This is a genomic window from Rahnella inusitata, assembly GCF_965118895.1.
GTDB classification, from domain to species: domain Bacteria; phylum Pseudomonadota; class Gammaproteobacteria; order Enterobacterales; family Enterobacteriaceae; genus Rahnella; species Rahnella inusitata_A.
The window spans coordinates 61,238-79,896 of the sequence record NZ_CBCPJJ010000008.1; the positions used below are offsets into that span (position 1 = coordinate 61,238).

The 18,659-nt window shown below is 48.0% G+C and carries 15 protein-coding genes and 1 tRNA gene; 5 read left to right on the forward strand and 11 right to left on the reverse strand.

Going from position 1 to position 18,659, the window contains the following annotated elements:
• Position 1: 1 nt before the first annotated feature.
• A complete protein-coding gene (locus ACMHLI_RS06275) occupies positions 2-3,370 on the forward strand; it encodes a hypothetical protein (protein WP_413528696.1) in 3,369 nt (1,122 codons plus the stop codon).
• Between the two features lie 521 nt (positions 3,371-3,891).
• Here the strand turns inward: ACMHLI_RS06275 and nudI are convergent.
• From nudI to ACMHLI_RS06305, 6 genes are all read right to left on the reverse strand, one after another.
• Positions 3,892-4,317: a nucleoside triphosphatase NudI gene (nudI, locus tag ACMHLI_RS06280; protein ID WP_413528697.1), complete on the reverse strand. Its 426-nt coding sequence runs from the start codon at positions 4,315-4,317 to the stop codon at positions 3,892-3,894.
• 1 nt (position 4,318) lies between these two features.
• A complete protein-coding gene (locus tag ACMHLI_RS06285; protein ID WP_413528698.1) occupies positions 4,319-5,026 on the reverse strand; it encodes a deoxynucleoside kinase in 708 nt (235 codons plus the stop codon).
• Complete coding sequence (locus ACMHLI_RS06290; RefSeq protein ID WP_413528699.1) at positions 5,023-5,889, reverse strand: radical SAM protein; 867 nt, start codon at positions 5,887-5,889, stop codon at positions 5,023-5,025. Before ACMHLI_RS06290 ends, ACMHLI_RS06285 begins: the two co-directional genes overlap by 4 nt.
• 341 nt (positions 5,890-6,230) lie before the next feature.
• Positions 6,231-6,306, reverse strand: a tRNA-Asn gene (locus ACMHLI_RS06295).
• A gap of 143 nt (positions 6,307-6,449) precedes the next feature.
• Positions 6,450-7,226 (reverse strand): DgsA anti-repressor MtfA, encoded by a 777-nt coding sequence (gene mtfA, locus ACMHLI_RS06300; RefSeq protein ID WP_413529012.1) that lies wholly within the window; start codon positions 7,224-7,226, stop codon positions 6,450-6,452.
• A 171-nt stretch (positions 7,227-7,397) separates the two neighbouring features.
• Complete coding sequence (locus ACMHLI_RS06305; RefSeq protein WP_413528700.1) at positions 7,398-8,933, reverse strand: EAL domain-containing protein; 1,536 nt, start codon at positions 8,931-8,933, stop codon at positions 7,398-7,400.
• Positions 8,934-9,156: 223 nt separating this feature from the next.
• On the opposite strand from ACMHLI_RS06305, the gene ACMHLI_RS06310 reads away from it, so the two are divergent.
• The gene (locus ACMHLI_RS06310) at positions 9,157-10,170 is read left to right on the forward strand and encodes an alpha/beta fold hydrolase (RefSeq protein WP_413528701.1); all 1,014 of its coding nucleotides are present in this window, start codon (positions 9,157-9,159) and stop codon (positions 10,168-10,170) included.
• A 76-nt stretch (positions 10,171-10,246) separates the two neighbouring features.
• On the opposite strand, the gene ACMHLI_RS06315 is transcribed toward ACMHLI_RS06310, so the two are convergent.
• Positions 10,247-10,753 carry a phenolic acid decarboxylase gene (locus tag ACMHLI_RS06315; RefSeq protein WP_413528702.1) on the reverse strand — a complete coding sequence of 169 codons (507 nt, stop codon included), beginning with the start codon at positions 10,751-10,753 and terminating at the stop codon, positions 10,247-10,249.
• A gap of 159 nt (positions 10,754-10,912) precedes the next feature.
• Here ACMHLI_RS06315 and ACMHLI_RS06320 point away from each other — a divergent pair, with 159 nt between their 5' ends.
• The gene (locus ACMHLI_RS06320) at positions 10,913-11,809 is read left to right on the forward strand and encodes a LysR family transcriptional regulator (RefSeq protein WP_413528703.1); all 897 of its coding nucleotides are present in this window, start codon (positions 10,913-10,915) and stop codon (positions 11,807-11,809) included.
• Positions 11,810-11,833: 24 nt separating this feature from the next.
• Here the strand turns inward: ACMHLI_RS06320 and ACMHLI_RS06325 are convergent, their stop codons facing one another.
• The gene (locus tag ACMHLI_RS06325; protein ID WP_413528704.1) at positions 11,834-13,462 is read right to left on the reverse strand and encodes a phosphoethanolamine transferase; all 1,629 of its coding nucleotides are present in this window, start codon (positions 13,460-13,462) and stop codon (positions 11,834-11,836) included.
• 383 nt (positions 13,463-13,845) lie between these two features.
• Here ACMHLI_RS06325 and lpxA point away from each other — a divergent pair, with 383 nt between their 5' ends.
• Complete coding sequence (gene lpxA, locus ACMHLI_RS06330; RefSeq protein ID WP_413528705.1) at positions 13,846-14,637, forward strand: acyl-ACP--UDP-N-acetylglucosamine O-acyltransferase; 792 nt, start codon at positions 13,846-13,848, stop codon at positions 14,635-14,637.
• A gap of 26 nt (positions 14,638-14,663) precedes the next feature.
• On the opposite strand, the gene ACMHLI_RS06335 is transcribed toward lpxA, so the two are convergent.
• From ACMHLI_RS06335 to ACMHLI_RS06345, 3 genes are read right to left on the reverse strand one after another with little or no spacing between them, the layout of a single operon-like run.
• The gene (locus ACMHLI_RS06335) at positions 14,664-15,677 is read right to left on the reverse strand and encodes a DUF2891 domain-containing protein (RefSeq protein WP_413528706.1); all 1,014 of its coding nucleotides are present in this window, start codon (positions 15,675-15,677) and stop codon (positions 14,664-14,666) included.
• A 12-nt stretch (positions 15,678-15,689) separates the two neighbouring features.
• The gene (locus ACMHLI_RS06340; protein WP_413529013.1) at positions 15,690-16,637 is read right to left on the reverse strand and encodes a DUF979 domain-containing protein; all 948 of its coding nucleotides are present in this window, start codon (positions 16,635-16,637) and stop codon (positions 15,690-15,692) included.
• The gene (locus tag ACMHLI_RS06345) at positions 16,637-17,326 is read right to left on the reverse strand and encodes a DUF969 domain-containing protein (protein WP_413528707.1); all 690 of its coding nucleotides are present in this window, start codon (positions 17,324-17,326) and stop codon (positions 16,637-16,639) included. The genes ACMHLI_RS06340 and ACMHLI_RS06345 overlap by 1 nt, the downstream gene beginning before the upstream one ends.
• Before the next feature lie 308 nt (positions 17,327-17,634).
• Between ACMHLI_RS06345 and ACMHLI_RS06350 the strand changes: the two genes are divergently transcribed.
• Entirely contained in the window at positions 17,635-18,645 is a 1,011-nt protein-coding gene (locus ACMHLI_RS06350) for an AI-2E family transporter (RefSeq protein ID WP_413528708.1), read from the forward strand.
• Positions 18,646-18,659: the final 14 nt, after the last annotated feature.

Below are 18,659 nucleotides of genomic sequence, written 5' to 3' on the forward strand. Positions count from 1 at the left end.
CATGGAAAATACTACTCAAACACATTATGGTGACGGTGATAATGTGTTAGGAGGTAAAATTGACTACAATATAGAAAACGCAAATTTCTATATTGGAAAGAGCACTGTAATTCCTGGCGACTTGAAGTCACCTATTCAAGAAATTCTCAAACTTGTTTCAAATAGAAATACGGATGATGCTCGAGATAAATTGAACTTCATATCAAGCATAACTAACCTGAGTGATGAAGTACACTGGTTGTTAAATTTAATTGATGTAAGGTGCGATCTCATTGATGATGCAAATAGCCAAGTTGATTTAGGTATCTTGCAAAGAATAATCTCCTCATCCAATGACTTAATGATAAAAGACTTTGCTATTTCTTTGGCATTGAGAGCATCACTTATTCAAGAAGGGGAAGTGGAAGCCAGAAATAGGCTTATGGCTTATAGCATTTCAGGTAACTACAGCAAAGCTGTTGTTCTCGAACTTTTCTCAAATAAACAAGAGTTATTGGCGCTTGTTGAAAAAAAATACGATTTGACAGAAGAGGAATTGATTGGTCTTATTGCCGGATTGATGCGTGTAGAGGCTTCCGATGAGGCTAGTAAACTTGCAAAATATTTGAAAATAAATTATGTAAGCCATAACTCAGAAGTTATTTATTTCTATGCACAGGCTGTTGCTTTAAATCCTTATTTAAAAAATTGCGATTACTGGGTTCTTTCTCAAACGATGAAGAATAAAGTAGACGAATTAACCAATAATATAGTTACGTTTATGAGTGACTATCACGGCAGGGATATCAGACTATTTAATATCATAGTCCCGTTATACATCTTTACGAAGGAACGTAATGTTGTGCTGCGTAACCTATGCTTGGATAACTTAGATTTTATTGAAAAAGTACATAAGGATTTCGCTAAAGAATTTAAATCTATTTTTTTAGAAACTTCATTTGATGAGTCTAATAAAATATCAGTAGCTAAAAGGTGCAAAAATAATAGTGCATATCGTGTAGAGTTCGTTCGTAATGTTTCTAATATGTCTGAGGTTGATATATCTTATTTTCTCTTAGCCAAAGAGGTCATGACCTCTAATGAACTCTACATTTGGGCTCTAAAAGGATTGGAGATTAAAGATAGTCATAGCGATCTGGAGAGTAATCTTTATCGTCTTTTGGTTCTATTAGTTATCAAAGAAAATGAAAAAATTTCGGACGTTATATCAAAAATCTTAGAGTCTGAAGAGGATTTGTATGAGACTGTTTCCTCTATAACCATACTTCTCATTTCCGATATGCTATGCGAAATAGAGTTTCACTATGATGCATGTGAGATTATGGCTAAGTACGTGGGTGACAGAAAAAAACTTTGGTGTTCACCTTTTGTTATTCAGTATCTTATCAATCTATATTCATGCGCTCGTTATCTTAATTTTCACGACCTTGAAAAAGACATATCCGATGCTGATAAACCCGATTTTATTTATTATCAGTTAATTGAATCTTATCTTTACCATTATCTTCCAAAATCAGCGGAAGCCGTCTTTCCTCGTGTTAACAATTCTAAGGATCTAGAATTCATTGGTCTTAAGTTGAGAACACTTCATTTATTGGGTAAAGAGGCTGAGGTAGAAAAGGAAGTTGACACATTTGACTGTTCTACAGTTTATTCACCATCACCAAGCCTATACATATTCTTAAGTGTTTTATCAAAACTTAGGCGGTTTGATATCATCGAAATTGTATCGATAAACCTTTTTATTATTAAACCAGAAAATCATTCCAAATTTGTTTCAGATGTTGGAAATAATCTTATAATTGGTGCTCAGCGTGGTGAACATACTCCCTCTTATAATTTGGAAAATTGTATATGCGGATTCCAATACGATGATTCCGGTTCTATACTCACTAAATTAATAATCAAGAACATTCAAAAACAAAGTCAGTATTTCCTGGGTGACTCATCCCTCATAGCAATGAGTCTTTTAAGTGCTACACCTGGAATAAAAACACGTGTTGGAAATAAGTTAATTACCTTACACGAAAAGATTCCCCCGTATGTTGCCGTATACAGATTAGCAAATACCATAAGGCATGAGTCAAATGATGGTTCTGACGGTTTTCAGATAATTAAACTACCAGACGAACCTGAGAAAATGTTAGAGAGCTTAATATCTCTTCTGCCACAAAACACAGATAAACAAGTGATCGATTTTAATGATAGATTATTCCTCGGTCTTCAAACAAGTCTTTTGGATAAGAGCGATCCGATAAAGTCTTCTTTACGTCTTCTTACGCAAAAGAAATCTAAATACATTGAATTTATAAATGATGGCTCACCGCTTGGAAAAATTATCTGCACTGATTTCATCACTGTTGTTTATCTTTGCCTATCATCATTGAGTCAACACCTTGTAAATCAAGGGGTCGAAATACACCTCATTAAAGAGGATATTGAAAGTATTCATGCATGGCTAAATAACATCAGCGATGCTAATTATATGTCTATGAATATTGGTGGTGATGGTCAAGTATTAATAACCACTCCAGAGCAAATAAACATTGCTTTCAAAGGATTTATAAAAAACATAAAGGCCATTTTGCCTTCACTTGTTCCCCTTGATTTACAAATAACAAACTCGCCGAAAGAGTTTTCTATCCTTGCAAAAGTAGCCACTACTAATTACCTTAAGTTTTTTTATGCTTTAAAAAATACGAGTTTGAAATTTCTTACAATTGATACTCAACTAGCCTCATATGTTCACGCACGTTTTGGTATCGATCTTTCTAATACAAATTCGATATTTTTGGATGCAGCCAGAGAAGTAACGTTCTCTTCTCGTGAAGAGGGAGTTCAACTTCATTGTGTTTCTGAATTTCCCTACTCCCTTCCACAATTTGATTTTATGAACCTTTCATCGTCAAAAACGGACTCACATGGCTTATATATTTCTTCGTTAATAAATAAGTATTCAGGTAATTATAATGATGAGATTGAAATGAATACATTTATGCGCTCTGTTTTTTATAGTTATCTTAACAAGGCATTAGCAACGGATTTGATGGGGAATGTTGTCCTTCCAAAAAGTAACACTTATGAGGTTAATCCTTATGGGTATAATATTGATAAGGTTTTTAATGCATGCTGTAATGCCATTGTGCGCACAAAGGAAAAAGCTTCCAGTGAGGAAAAGCTATCTGTTTTTATAATATGTCTAACATATAACCTCCGTTCATCCATAATGCATAAATTCATTTCTCAGTTGGCCAGTAATTTTGCATTTGGACATTTTATGGATATAAGAAAAATCAATACACTCTTGCCTATTATAACTGCCGATCTTGAAAACTCTCTATTATCCATCAATAATAACAATGATAAATAAAGTCATAAACCCAGTAGAAACTAAACGACGCATAGTATGGGCTGGTTTGTATCATCCCTGGCCATTTTCGTTATCTTACGTAGATTAGGGTTTACGCGTAGAGTGCCTAACTTTCCCCTCGCCCACCCCGCGACGCAGCTTTTCCTTTTAAAATCAGTAGTTTACCCCACCGCTGGACGAGCGGGTAAAGATTGATCCTAAACTCGTCCAGGGCTTTACCACCTCTGATATAATCCGAATCGTATTGTGAGTATCCCGTCAAAACGAACCATTCTCTTCCAGAAAAATTCCGGCAATTTAACGTCCGCTCATCGCTCATAACAGACAAATCAATCCTTCAGAGGAACTGACATGAACAGCATGAAACTAACTAACATTTCTCACCACTCAGATCATATTTTTAAAAAACCACGTGAAGAGACGAAGTAGGTGCAGATAGAGTAGGTAATGGCAACTCCAGCTACTTTGACAGACTTAATCGTCAATGACTCAACCCCTGCCATAAAGGCAGGGGGTGCTCGCTAAATGAGTCCTTTCTGCAAAAAAGTAACCCGTGTCGCTTCATTCAAATCCATACTTTTCATTGCTTCAGGTGACACCCAGATAATTTCCTGAAATTCCTCGTTAAAGGTAATATTCCGGTTAGCGGCAATGCAGTCAAATATAAGATAAATCATGTAAATTTCTTCGGTGTTTCCATCTGGATACATTTTAGTCCGGATATCATCACGAAATGCCCACGGCTTAACATCAGTGATACGAAGCTCCTCACCTAGTTCTTCCATGATTTCGCGCCTTAGAGCCGTTTCCATCATTTCACCGGGTTCCATTCCCCCGCCAGGCAGAGCCCACTGCCCTGGAAAAACCCCACGATCGGAAGCCATTTTACAAAGCAGATACTCACCGTCATTTTGTATCACAGGACACACGATTACTCTCTGGCGCATTTTATCTCCTTAACATTATTGCTTTCTGAATTACCCTATCAGAAAAGGTGTCAATTTCACCCGGATGATTACAAATCATAACTCGCTGACGAAGATGTTTCGGAAGATTATCTGTAAAATGCTGATATTCCGCATACCATCCTTTTATCCATTTAATCTTCATGTCCTCATTTGGAAATTCCTTTGGTCGGACACCATGTTCTTCATCATCATCGATATGGGTGAGTGAATGCTCTACACTATAATCAATAAAAACAATAATATCAGGCTCCGGTAGCAATTCGTTAACACTATTCCATAGATTTATGTAAGAGTCATGTTGCGCCTTACTAATATATTCAGAGCTCAACATAAAATTGATAAATATGACATCCTCAAGATGAGACCGTTCCATCACCAGATTAAACCCCTTGTCCAGCCAGGATTTAATGATCAACGCGCGTTGTATCATAAAGTTGAGCTGGATAAGATATCCATAGTTGCTTGTGTCATCAAACAGATAAGGAAGGAGAGAATGGTGGACGCTTTTTTCGTCTATAGCGATAGTATACGGGTCGTCCTCAAATAAAGATGTTGACAGTCGTCTGAGAAGGGTGCTTTTCCCTACTCCTGAATTTCCAGACAGACATACATATAACGGTTTTCTCTGGACGTTGCTCTCTTTTTTATCTGCTGACCAAGGATCCATATAAAGATAGTTATATCTCATACAATGAACTCCCTTTCATCCAGCCAGAAACGATTATTTTCACATTTCTGCATGATTTCATTATTCCCGAAAATTGCATTGATAATCTCTTCTGGTGAGTTTGTTAGCATGTTGCCCAGCATGGTATAGTTTTCACCATCGGGAATAATAATATCAAAATTCGGCTCCATAACAACATTCGCTTTATCTCTCTCTTCGAAGGTGGCCCAACTGATGGGCATACGTGGATGTTGTTCTTTCAGGATTTTCATTTTATATGTAAATAAATCAGTATTAATTTCTAGTTTATCTCTTTTCTCTTTCCCTACGCCTAATGGGCAGAACTGATAAAAACGCCATGCTTGGATTTTATAGGGAAGAGCTTCAACCCAACTGACAATATCACTCAACATATTTATATTTGACTGTGAGACCACTGTAGTGAGTTTGATGTTAATGCGGTTATTATTATCTGGAAGCCACGTTAATATATTTTTGATAACTCTGTGCTGGTTACTCATTTTGTCACTGCGAATCTCCGAATTGACGTGCCTATCAATCCCGTCAATTGGCATTCCCACCCAGTCCAGAATCGAATTTAACCGTTCATGATCCATTGTGAAACGATGTCCGACTGTGGACAGATAGGTCATAAAACCCATCTGCTTGGCATACTCAATCATGTTAATGAAATCGTCTCTGGATGTAGGTTCACCACCAGTAAAGCCGATACGACGGAAACCCATTTTATACATGCGTTTAATGACATTAAGGGCACTGGAGAGAGAAGAGTCCTTGATGCCGGGATTACGGAAACACAGGTCACATCCTAGATTGCAGTGTGAGGTTATTCTAAAATCTAGAAGCAGGTTGCTGATGTCCATTACGAGCCCTCTAAATGTTGATTAGAAATCCCATAACCACACAAAAATAATGGTTATCAATAAAGGTTACTCTTCTATTGAACAATTTTAAAGCAAAGCGATACTCTTCGAACGGTTTGACCTGTTCCCAGTTGATTGACACACGGCATCGTTAGCAAATTCCATGGAGACTCAATTACGAACGTCTGCTGATCGCTCATAGCGGACCTAACGAACCCTCCACAGGGCTGCTTGTGCCAGAAGCAGACATGTTAAATTTCAGAGATAAAGGGATCGTTGAAGGTTTTTTTCCACCAAAGCAAAAAGCCCGCTTAAGTTTCCTTAAGCGGGCTTTTCTAATTTGGCTCCTCTGACTGGACTCGAACCAGTGACATACGGATTAACAGTCCGCCGTTCTACCGACTGAACTACAGAGGAATCGTGTGAACGGGGCGCATAATATCCAGAGGGCGCCTGGGTGTCAACGCTAAATTCGATAAAATACTCTGACTGCTCAGCATCTAATCAATACGGCTGAAAATCACCATTCTGAGCCTGAAAACATGGCTTCTCAGGCAGGATTAACAATCGCAGCGCTGTCCACGACGTTGCCGTGCCAGCGGGTCTTGCTGATAAAAACGTGTGAAATGGCCGTATACCAGCGGAAACCGATCGGACAGTAATTCTGGCGCACTAAAGAAGTATTCGGAAAGCACCGCAAAACACTCGGCGGCATCGGTAGCGGCGTAGGCATCCATGCTGGCGGCTTCTTCACCGACGGTGTCTATCTCATCTTGCAGGTTCTGCATCGCGGCCTGCAAGTCATGCTCCCAGGCAACCACGTCCCGTAGCGGGATCGGCGGAATACCGGTCACTTCGCCGCCGTTGCGCATATCGAGCTTGTGCGCAGCTTCGTGAATGATGAGATTAAAGCCGGAGTTATCAAACGAATCTTCGATATCCTGCCAGTTCAGCACGATAGGGCCCTGATCCCAGCTCTGGCCGGCGTGGATTTGCATACCGGCGTGGATCAGCCCGTTCTCGTCCTGCCACGGTGTATCAACCACGAAAGGGGAAGGATAGAGCAGGATTTCATGGAAACCGTCGAGCCACGCCGCGCCCAGTTCCATTACCGGCAGGGCGAACAACAGTGCGATGCGCGCCTGCATTTTTTCAGTCAGCACGACGCCCTGCAACGGCACCAGTCTTTTTTGTTGCAGCAGCTGGCTGGCGATTTGTATCAGACGTTGCTGCTCTTCTTCGTTCAGCGAGGACAACAGCGGGATATTCAGCGCGTCATTCCACGCATCTGATTTCTCGATTTTCAGCTCATTTGCTTTCCACGGCCACTTAATCATCATTTTGCTCGCAAAGTGATTACGTAAACTGTCAGTGCATGAGGCTAAAATGTTACTCCAAAACAAGTAACTTCAATAAGTTAGCGTCGTGCTGCACGGATTCTGAGTGGATGTTACACATCCGCTGATTTTAAGCAAAATGTGCAGTCATCTAATAAGACATAGCTCACGTTATTCCTTTAACCACTTTTCGACAAAATCATTTGCCGCGACCGGCTTGCCGAAAAAGTATCCTTGCAGGTATTCGATCTGGTAGGGCGTCAGGTAATCGACCTGCGCCTGTGTCTCGACGCCTTCGGCGACGATCACCATTTGCAGGCGCTTCGCCAGGTCGATTACGTTGTCAACAATGTGCCCGGCCAGCGCATCGGTGCCGATGCGATGAATGAAACTTTGGTCAATTTTTAAGATATCAATGTGGAATTTTTGCAAATACGTCAGGCTGGAATGGCCGGTGCCGAAGTCATCCAGCGCAATCAGTACGCCCATCCGGCGCAGCCCGTTGAACAGGCTCTGGGTGGTCTCAGTTTGTTCGATAAGCTCGCGTTCGGTGAGCTCGAGTACCAGTTTAATCGGATTGGCCTTGAAGGCATCGATAAAGGCTTGGCAATCTTCCACCAGCGTCAGATCTTTAAAATGACTGGCGCAGATGTTGATGCCGAAATGGAAACCTTTAGGCAACTCAGCGGCCAGCGGGCCAAACTGTTCACGCACCTGTTCCATCATTGCGCGGGTCATCGGCACAATCAGGCCGCTTTCCTCAGCCAGGGGGATAAACTTATAGGGTGGGATCAACCCGGACTGCGGATGCTGCCAGCGCATCAGCACTTCGCAGCCGGTAATCTGATGGTGGGTGCCGTCCACCACCGGTTGCAGGTACGGAACAAACTGCTGCTTCTCCATCGCCGCTTTCAGCGCCGTCACCGGCGTCGCAAACCGGCCAAGCAACTGGTAGATCATAAAGGCGACAAACAGTCCGACCAGCGGGAACAGCACCAGACTGGCGGTGGCGTAATCGAAGATATAGCGCCAGTGATCGCTTTTACGGATCACCAGCCGCATCTCATAAGGATAGTGTTTCGACGCCAGAATCATCCGCTCGCCTTCCGGCCAGCCTTTATCACGATGAATTTTGCCCTGATTATCCATCCACTGATCGCCGACTTTCAGCACCAGATAAGTATGAGTGCTCAGCAGGTTGAGGATGTTATGCAGGTAATAGCCATCGACGCCAATCAGAACGCCATTGCCATCAATGTCGCGACGATAGGCGATCAGCGGGTGATCCGGCGTGACGGCGTTGCCGCTCATCAGCAGAAGTTGCCCGCCAGCGTAGTTGCCTGTTGAGACGTAATCAATGTTGTGGCCAAACAGGGAGGTACAGTAAATGGTGTCGCCACGATACAGATTAACGGTGCGCACGTTTGGCACTCTGGCGACCTGCCATCGTAATGCCTGAATCGTGTCCTCGGTGCAGGGCGACCCGACGAGTGAGCGGACGGCATCAGCTGCGAGAGTGGCATTACTGAGCGTCATGTCCACCAGACGCACGGATTGCGCCAGGCTGGCGGCGGTATCCTTACGCAGGCCCTGTGAAGTCTGCCATGAAATGGCCAACGTGCCCAACGCGGCGACCACCAGAAAAGCCAGTATCGACAGACAAAGTCTGAATCGCGGGCGGTATTGCCAGGGTACGGAGAGAGCCAAAGGAGTATCCACCAGTAAGAATTTGTGAAGGCTGACTTTCTTTAATATAACGCATAACGGGGAGAGTCTGCTGGAAAGGTGAAAGGATGACGCAGGAAATTTTTTCGTTATGTGCCTGAAGCCCAAACCGAAAATCAGTTTGTGCGGTTTCAGTTTGCAGGGTCGGCTAAAGTTTGTAGCATAAGCCTTTATGCCTGTCAGACCACAACATCAGGACGATCTCATGCTTCCCCGCCTTAAACTGCTTTTGTGTGCCGCTGCTTTATCCCTTTGCGCGACCGGCTCTGCGCTGGCTGCCGATGCGCCGTCGTACGGTCCGCAGCTGCAGGGTTTTGATTATCCATTTCCGCTAAAACAGTTCTCCTTTACCTCGCAGGGAGCGCCGCTGCAGATGGGATATCTGGATGTCTCGCCGGTGGGCCGTAAGAACGGCCAGACGGTGGTGCTGATGCACGGTAAAAATTTCTGTGCCGCCACCTGGGGCGACACCATTTCGGCGCTGGCCGGGAAAGGCTATCGCGTAATTGCTCCCGATCAGGTCGGTTTTTGCTCATCGACCAAACCCAGCCATTATCAGTACAGTTTCCAGCAACTGGCTATCAACACTCATGAACTGCTCAAAAGCCTGAAGATCACCAAAGCGGTCATTGTCGGCCATTCGACCGGCGGAATGTTAGCGACGCGCTACAGCCTGATGTTCCCGGCCGACGTGTCGAAGCTGGTGATGGTGAATCCGATAGGGCTGGAGGACTGGAAAGCCAAGGGCGTGCCGTATCGCACTGTCGATCAATGGTATGACCGTGAGCTGAAAACCTCGGCAGAAAGTATCAGACAGTACGAGCTGAAAACCTACTACGTGAACAAATGGAAACCGGAATATGACCGCTGGGTGGATATGCTGGCGGGGCTGAACAACGGGCCGGGGCATAAACTGGTCGCGTGGAACTCGGCGCTAATTTACGACATGATCTTCACCCAGCCGGTCTTTTACGAATTCAAAAACCTGAAGGTGCCAACCACGTTGATGATCGGCACGGCCGATACCACGGCGATCGGCAGCGACATTGCGTCAGCGGCCGTGAAAGCCAAAATCGGTCACTACAACGTGCTGGGAAAACAGGCCGCGAAGCTGATTCCGCATGCGAAGCTGATTGAATTTAAAGGTCTGGGTCATGCGCCGCAGATGGAAGAACCGCAGAAATTTAACGCCGCATTGCTGAAAACATTGGCGAACTGATTTTGCCACCCAATGAAAAACCGCAGCGTCTGAAGGCTGCGGTTTTTTTTCATCTGCATTTTATCGTTATCAGGGATTAACGCAGGTTATCCGGGAAATTAGCCGGTAACTCGCTGGCTGCACAGGCAATCACAGTATCGTTATCTGCGCCGCAGTCACGGACGAAAGTGATGGTGGCGAATTCATCGATCACTTCGGTCGGATACGCAGGGCCAGCGTCGCGATAAGCATTCATCAGCGGAATATGGTCGTTCTGGAAGCAAACGGTTTTTTCCGGATTATTGATCACCCAGCGCGGGAAGAAGATGGTGCCGTGGAAAACGTTATCGCCCAGATTCACTATCAGGCTGACGTCGGTGCCGGTCGGCTCGGTCCATGAAATTTTATACACATCCGACGCCACACGAACGATGTAGGCTTTTTGATCTTTGACCCAACGGTTGCCCACCAGGCCGCTGTGAATGCGGTAATCCAGAGTTTCAGCGTTTTTCACATAAATTTCATAGTTCCAGCCGTTGTCGTAGGTATACACAACATGTTTGCCAACGAAACCGCTCAGGTCATGTTTATCAAAGTTGCTCATGGTGATTCTCCTTAATGTGTTCGGGATGAAACGTTTCGTTTCGATGGGAAAATAATACGCTGTAAAAAGTTGATAAAAAAACGCTGATATCCGATAAAAAGAATCGGATAAATAGATGTATTATGCGCTGAGTTAACGGCTTTCAGATAAGGACACAATATGGCGCTGCCAAGAACCACGCTGGAACAATGGGTTGTGCTGCAAACGGTGATTGAGCAGGGAAGTTTTGCACAGGCCGCGACGGCGCTGAACCGCAGTCAGTCATCGGTAAGCTATGCGTTGAGCGGATTGCAGGAACGCCTCGGGCTGCCGCTGCTGGAAATCACCGGGCGCAAAGCCTTGCTGACCGAGCAAGGGCGCGCGTTGCTGGCACAGGCGTCGCCGCTGATCTCTGCGTTTTTGCAACTTGAACATCGCGCCGCCGGTCTGCGGGGGGGCGTGCGCACCGAGCTGAGTCTGGTGGTCGACAGTGTGTTCCCGAAAGACCGCTTATTCCGTGCGCTGAAAGCATTTCAGCAGCAGTTTCCTGACACGCAGGTGCACCTGACGGAAATCCTGCGCGGCGAAAGCATTGAGCAATTAAATGAACGATCAGCGGATTTGTACATCACTACGCTGGCCCCTGAAAACGCCATTCACGGGCGTTTTCTTCTGGACGTCGATTTCGTGCCGGTGGCGAAAAGCGATCACCCGCTGTTTCAGCTGCCCGCACCACTTTCTGCCGAAGATCTGGCGCGCTTCCCGCTAATCTCGGTGGCTGACCGGCGTTCGCAGCGCACGGAGAATCGCGCCAGCGGGCAGGCCGCGAACTGGACATTCACCACGGTGGCCGCGGCGATGGAGGCAATTTCGGTTGGCGTAGGATACGGCTGGCTGCCGCTGGGCAGTGTCGAAAAGGTGCTGGAAAGTGGCGTGCTCAGCCGCCTGCTGCTGGCGGCCAGAACCGTGCGGCAAACGGCGCTGTATATGGTGATGGATAAAGAATCGCAAAACTTTGATCAGACGATCGGGGCACTTTCGCAGTGTATTCTGGCGGAGTGTGAAGTGCTGCCCTGAGTTTCAGGGCAGGCACTTTTCATCTTACGGCTTTTTGCAGGCGGCAAGGATATCCAGCTGCGCGTCGCGCTCGCTGGTTTGCACGTTCATTGCGCTCAGCACTGTGTGGAACAGATTATCCTGTGACACATCATTCTTCGCCGCATTGGCTTTCAGGCAAGGCATATCGATCCCCTGCGCCTTTACATAACCATCGGACAGCCAGAAAAGCATGGGTACGTGCGTCTGTTGCGCGGGTGCGACGCTGTACGGCGTACCGTGCAGATAGAGACCGTTCTCGCCCAGCGATTCACCGTGGTCGGAAAGATATATCACCGCCACATTGTACTTATCCTGATACTGCTTCGCCTTTTCAATCACCTGCGATACCACATAATCGGTGTAGCGCAGGGTATTGTCGTAAGTATTCACCAGTTGTTCCTGCGTGCAGTTTTCGATATCACTGCGCGGGCAGTCCGGGGTGAATTTACGGAATTCAGGCGGATAGCGTTTTGAATAAGTCGGGCCGTGGCTGCCGATTAAATGCAGGCCGATCAGCGTATTTTTGCCTTCGGACTTAATGTCATCGTCGATATTTTGCAGCAACGCCATGTCGTAGCAGGTATCGCCATCGCAATATTTACCGTCTTTTTTAGTGTCAATGATGACGTTTGGCACTCGGTCGCAGACGCCTTTGCAACCTTCGTCATTGTCTTTCCAGAACACCGACACGCCTGCTTTATGCAGGATATCCAGCAGGCCCTCGCTGTTGCGCGCCCGGTTGGCGTCATAGTTGGTGCGCTTCATATTGGAGAACATGCAGGGCACCGAAATCGCCGTGGCGGTGCCGCAGGAGGTCATGTGATTGAAGAACACCACGTCCGGCGTGGCCTGCGTGTATTCGTTGGTCGGCTTAGCGTAACCGTTTGACGACTGGTTCTGCGCGCGGGCGGTTTCGCCGATCACCAGAAACACCAGGTTTGGTTTCTCACCCGGTTTCTGCACCAGTTTGGCGTCGTTACCGATGCTCTGGAACGGCATCTTTTTGGTGAAATAGCGATGGTTCATGTACTGGAACGCGCTGTAAAGATAGTTGGTCGGCACAATTTCCAGATTCAGGGTACGGTTGTTGCGCCCGACTGAGGCGTAATCTTTGTAGAACACACCCGCGACGGAAGCGACGATCGCCAGTGACACGATCATTGACACCAGCCGCACGCCCAGGCGGCGCAGCGGTGTTTTTTCATAGCTGACCGGCGTGAGGAACAGCAAAATTGCCGGTAGCACGCCGGTGAAGACAAACCACAGCACGACCTGCACGTTGAGATAGGAGGTCGCTTCAGCCGACTGCGTCTCCAGAATGTTTTCGATCATCCCGCGATCGAACACCACCTGATAGGTCATCATCGCGAAGCTGGCGAGCGCGCTGACCGGCAAAATAATCATGAAGAATGGTTTAAGCAACGGCCGGAAACTGAAAGGGGTGAACACAAAGTTCAGGGCAAAGAAAAGCACCACGGGGATGGTCAGCGCAAACGCCAGGTTATAGGCGGGCAGCGCATGCAGAATGCGATAAAAATGTAGCAAAATTGGCAGGTTGACGACAAAGGTGAAATACAAACTGAGCAACAAAGTCAGCGTAAAATAGCTGATCTTTGGAAATAAATAGCGCAATGAGAACTCCCAAAAAACTGAAGGTTGCTGGCGCGACCGGTCTGAAACCATCACGCCCATAAATGAATTTCCGGGAATCTTAATATTGCTAGCTTAAGAAAGCCTTAATTGAAGTGTCACAAATGATTCACAGCTCTCATTTTTAAGAAAGGTTCAGAAAATAAATAAAATATAGTTAGCTGGGTTTACCTTCGCAAACACTTATGCTAGGCGGCATAGCAGGGGAGTTGCGAGAAAAACAGCCAACCTGTTTATACCTTTCTGAGTGCACCTTTCGACTCATTCTGATCCTCCCACTGATTAATCCAGATTCGGTTTAATTTACTACTGACGTTTACGGCGTTCGGCTTTTGCACGCAGAGCGGTTGTCAGAAGGATTTTCGTTGATTTCATCTTCGGCCACAATTGCGGCCAGCAGTATCGTTGAACCCGGTGTCATTATCGGCCCGCACGTTGTTGTCGGGCCTTTCTGCTTTATCTCTGCGGGCGTGCAGATCGGAGAAGGCACCATCATTGCCTCGCACGTCGTCATTAATGGCGATACCACGATCGGTCGTGAGAACCGAATTGGCATGGGATCGTCGGTAGGCGAGATCAGTCAGGATTTGAAATACGACGGGGAACCGGCACGCCTCGAAATCGGAGACGGAAATGACATAGGCCGTCACTCAACGCTGCACCGCGGCACGGCTCAGGGCGGCAGCGTCACGCGTATTGGCCATCAGAATATCTTTCAGGCAGGGGTGCACATCGGGCATGACTGTCAGGTAGGGGATCACACCACCATGGGCGATCACAGCGGGCTGGCAGGTCACGTCACGCTGGGAGATTATTCACAGCTCGGCGCACTGTGCGCAGTGCATCAGTTTTGCATCGTCGGTACCGGTTCACGCCTGCTGGACAACACCTGCGTCGTGCAGGACGTTCCGCCTTATGTGCTGGCGAACGGCAACCGCGCGGTTCCGCTGGGGATTAATGAACGTGCGCAAGCCTTTGCCAGGGCAAATGCCGAAGAACAGCGGGTGATCCGCCATTTATATGATTTGCTTTATCACCAGCAGGAGCCGGTAGAAGTGGTGAAACTGGAGATTGAACGGCTCAGTGCGGAATATCCGATGCTGCGCCAGTTCAATGATTTCTTTACCCGCTCGGTGCGGGGCATTATTCGCGGTTGACTCGAAACACGCCCCGCGCCGAAACGTCAGGCTTCCAGCGCCAGCAGGGCGAAGGTTGCCAGCCAATGTTCACCCATGTAATCGCTGTCAAGATGATCCAGCGCGCTGTGTAAATGAGCTTCAGCGGACTGACGTAAGAGCGCTACACGCAGGTCATTTTCTGGTAACGCTGAAGCCAGAGCGCGCTGGCACCAGGCGCGGCTGAGGTTCAGCCCGTCCAGATGACCAATTTTGCCATCGCTGCGGTCCGTGACGGTGGCAGGCGTGAACAGCGTCGCGGGCTGGCTCTGTGCCAGATCCGGCAGGAAATACCCGAACCACGTAACAAACTCTTCCCCCGGCAGCACGCGACGCATCAGTTCCGCTTCCATCAGTGAGGGTGATAAAAACTCATCACCGCCCGGCTCCCAGGCCTGGCAATGCCTGTCATCAAGATGCCAGCGCAGCGCCGTTTCTTTAATCAATTCACTCAACGACTCATGCTTCACGCTGCGGGCGTAATCGAGCGTCAGCGCCAGTGCAAACGCGGTGTTGAAGTGGCTGCCGACGCGAAGCGGATAGGTCGCCTTCGGCAGAAAAGTGGTAAAGCTTTCTTCGAAGAATCGGGTCATCGGCGCGAGATTTTTTGCCCAAACGGCGGCCTGCGGCAGCGCCATTTCATTGAGTTGCTGCGTCAGTGCTAAAAACCATGCCCAGCCGTAAGGCCGCTCGAATCCTGCGTGTTGCGGCTGTTGCAGATACGCCATTTCACCTGCAACGTTTTCTGCGGTGAAATGTTCACCGACCACCGCAATGATCTTCTCTGCTTGCGGCAGATTCGGGAATTTATTCAGCAAGTGCAGCAACAGCCAGTAGCCGTGAACGCAGGAGTGCCAGTCATAGCTGCCGTAGAAAATCGGATGCAGTTGCCGCGGGGTTTGAGCGTCAGCGGCGCTGCTCATAGCGTGCATAAGTTTATTTGGAAACTCGCGCGTTAAATGATTGAGCGCCAGCGAGGCAAAACGTGACGCCATTTCTGGCGTCAGTTGCGTTGTCGTCATCGTCTTTCCTTATCAGAAGCGGAACACAAAGAAATACATGAACGCGGTATTAACCAGCAACAGCAGCACGCCGGTTTTCCACTGCGCCTTAATCACGCCGTTTTTATCCTGCAATTCGAGCAGAGCGGCGGGGACGATATTGAAGTTTGCCGCCATCGGCGTCATCAGCGTACCGCAGAAACCGCACAACATTCCGATAGCGCCCATGATTGCCGGGTTACCGCCCAGTTGATTTACGATAAGCGGCAGCCCGATACCGGCCGTCATCACCGGGAACGCGGCAAATCCGTTACCCATGATCATGGTGAAGAGCGCCATACCGAAGGTGTACGCCACCACAATCGCCAGCGGGGAGCCAAGCGGAATAATGTTTTTCACCAGATCCGCCACCACGCTGCCGACGCCGGCCATCGCAAACAGCGCGCCCAGCGCAGCAAGCATTTGCGGCAGGATTGCCGCCCAGCCAACGGTGTCCATTGTCTGTCCACCGGCTTTAATGGCTTTCACCGGCGAATCGCGCAGCATAATCAGCGCGGCAAAAAAGGCGACCAGTGTTCCGATCACCAGAGAAATCAGCGTAACGTTTTTGGCTTCCACGAAAGGCGTGTATTTCAGGGTCAGCGTGCCAATAAGCGTCACAATCGGGATCAGCAGGGCGGGGATGAACAGTTTGCTGCGAAAACGTCGGGCGCCCGCTTCGCGTTTTTCAATCATTTCCGGTTGTTCGCTGTCGGTTTTGCCTTTACCCAGTTTGCCGGTACCGGCAATGACTGCCAGCAGGATCGCCAGACAGCCGGTGACAAAGTGCGGCAGCTCGCCGCCAAACAGGAAGGTTACGCCGTAAACGCCCCAGAACAGCGCGTTCACATAACGGCGGGAATTGCTTTTATCGCGCAAGTTGAAGAAGGCATAGGCGCAGAACATCAGGCCTGCGAGGATATACACTGACTGAAGGTTGATCATTTCGCTGCGCTCCCGTGTTGGCTGTCAAAACGTTTAGCCAGCGAGCGGTCAAGCAGCCATAAACGGATAAAGTGAATAATCAACGCTGCGATGGCGGTCGGGATCGCCCATACCGACAGGTGCAGCGGCTCGACGTCGATACCGTACTGCGCGAGGAAACCTTTGATAAGCAGGATGGACTGCACGGCGATAAAGATATCTTCGCCGAAGAACACCGCCACGTTGTCCGCAGCGGCCGAGTGGGCGCGGATCTTCTGGCGCACATCGTTGGGTAAATCACCGTACTTGGTGGTTGCGGCGGCTTCAGCCATAGGGGCGATCAGCGGGCGCACCATCTGCGCGTGTCCGCCCAGCGAGTTCAACCCCAGCGCGGCCGTCATCTGGCGCAGGAAGAAATAGAGCATCAAAATACGGCCAGTGGTCGCGACGTGAATTTTGGAGATGAGGTGTTTCGCCTGTTCTTTCAGGCCGTTGCGCTCGAGTAACGCGATAACCGGTAATGTCAGCCAGATAAGCCCCATATAGCGGTTTTCGGTAAAGGCTTTGCCGAACGCACTGATGATTTCAATGGTCTGCATACCGCCGGCCAGTCCGGTCGAAATCCCGGCCACGGTCACCACCAGCAACGGATTAAACCGCAGTGCAAATCCCAGCACGACGATCGGAATACCAATTAACACCCACATATGACTACCTCTGAACGAATGAATACGATGTTGTGTTTTTTTGTTTTAAGTGCGGTTCAATGCGAAATACACCGGAAATAACGGTGGGTTATTTCTTATAGCGATTTCGCATAAATAAAACCGAGAGGCGGAAAGTAACAAGCGTTCTACTGGAGCGCAAGATGCAAAACCGGCGGAGATCATAGGAAATTGCTCTGCAAATCAGAAACTTTGTTATTGGACAAAATAAAAAAACGGCTGATGTTCGATGCTATGATATTAACAATATCCGGGGCGAATCCCGGTCACGCAGTTAAAGGATGCAGGCAATGCAAATTATGAGATCGAATCACATTCGCTGGCTCAGTTTGTTGATTGTGATGGGCGGGTTATTGTTGATTCTTCCTCTTCATTTACTGGCGTGTTTTATCGCCGGTTTTGTGGTGTACGAACTGGTCAATGCGCTGACGCCACACTTTCAGAAAATCATCAGTGGTGAACGGGCGCGCTGGGTCGTTGTGGCATTTATCAGCACCGTGGTGGTCAGCTGTCTGATCATCTTTGTCGCAGGTATCGCGGATTTCCTGATGGAAGACATGAAAAACCCGGTGGCGTTTAACGCCATGGTGTCACGGCTGCTGACCGATGCGCAGAGCCGGTTATCGCCGGTGTTATTGCATTATCTTCCGGCCAACATCGAGGAGTTGCAGCGCACTTTCCTGCAATGGCTGCGTGAGCACATCGTGATGATTCAGACGTTCGGCAAAAATGCCGCACACGTGTTTGTTACCATGCTGATCGGTATGATTCTGGGCGCGATTATTTCGCTTCAGCGCCACACTAAGGGCGAACACCATGCGCCGCTGAAAAAAGAGCTACTGGATCGCGTGAACTTGCTGAGTGCCGCGTTTCGCAACGTGGTGTTCGCACAGTTCCAGATTTCGCTTATCAATACGGTGTTGTCGGGCGTATTCCTGTTTGGCATTCTGCCGCTGTTTGGCATCCATCTGCCGCTGGCGAAAACGCTGGTCGCGCTGACCTTTGTTTGCGGTCTGCTGCCGGTGGTGGGTAATCTGATTTCCAATACGCTGATTTTCATCGTCGGGCTGTCGCTCTCGTTGTGGGTGGGGGCGCTGGTGCTGGGTTATCTGATAATCATTCATAAAGTGGAATACTTCCTCAATGCGCGCATCGTGGGCAACCGCATCAAGGCAAAATCCTGGGAAGTACTGCTGGCAATGGTGGTATTCGAGGCGGCGTTTGGCATACCGGGCGTGGTCGCGGCACCTATCTATTACGCTTATCTGAAAAGTGAACTGAAAGACGCCGGTTTGATTTAATCCTTTCCACCTCT

Excerpts from the sequence above, each read along its gene's own strand:
- ACMHLI_RS06335 (WP_413528706.1), bottom strand. The coding sequence starts at position 15,677 with ATGACGACAACGCAACTGACGCCAGAAATGGCGTCACGTTTTGCCTCG.
- ACMHLI_RS06320 (WP_413528703.1), top strand. The coding sequence starts at position 10,913 with ATGGCGCTGCCAAGAACCACGCTGGAACAATGGGTTGTGCTGCAAACG.
- ACMHLI_RS06275 (WP_413528696.1), top strand. The coding sequence starts at position 2 with ATGGAAAATACTACTCAAACACATTATGGTGACGGTGATAATGTGTTA.
- ACMHLI_RS06350 (WP_413528708.1), top strand. The coding sequence starts at position 17,635 with ATGCAAATTATGAGATCGAATCACATTCGCTGGCTCAGTTTGTTGATT.
- ACMHLI_RS06290 (WP_413528699.1), bottom strand. The coding sequence starts at position 5,889 with ATGGACATCAGCAACCTGCTTCTAGATTTTAGAATAACCTCACACTGC.
- ACMHLI_RS06315 (WP_413528702.1), bottom strand. The coding sequence starts at position 10,753 with ATGAGCAACTTTGATAAACATGACCTGAGCGGTTTCGTTGGCAAACAT.
- ACMHLI_RS06310 (WP_413528701.1), top strand. The coding sequence starts at position 9,157 with ATGCTTCCCCGCCTTAAACTGCTTTTGTGTGCCGCTGCTTTATCCCTT.
- mtfA (WP_413529012.1), bottom strand. The coding sequence starts at position 7,226 with ATGATTAAGTGGCCGTGGAAAGCAAATGAGCTGAAAATCGAGAAATCA.
- ACMHLI_RS06285 (WP_413528698.1), bottom strand. The coding sequence starts at position 5,026 with ATGAGATATAACTATCTTTATATGGATCCTTGGTCAGCAGATAAAAAA.
- nudI (WP_413528697.1), bottom strand. The coding sequence starts at position 4,317 with ATGCGCCAGAGAGTAATCGTGTGTCCTGTGATACAAAATGACGGTGAG.
- ACMHLI_RS06345 (WP_413528707.1), bottom strand. The coding sequence starts at position 17,326 with ATGTGGGTGTTAATTGGTATTCCGATCGTCGTGCTGGGATTTGCACTG.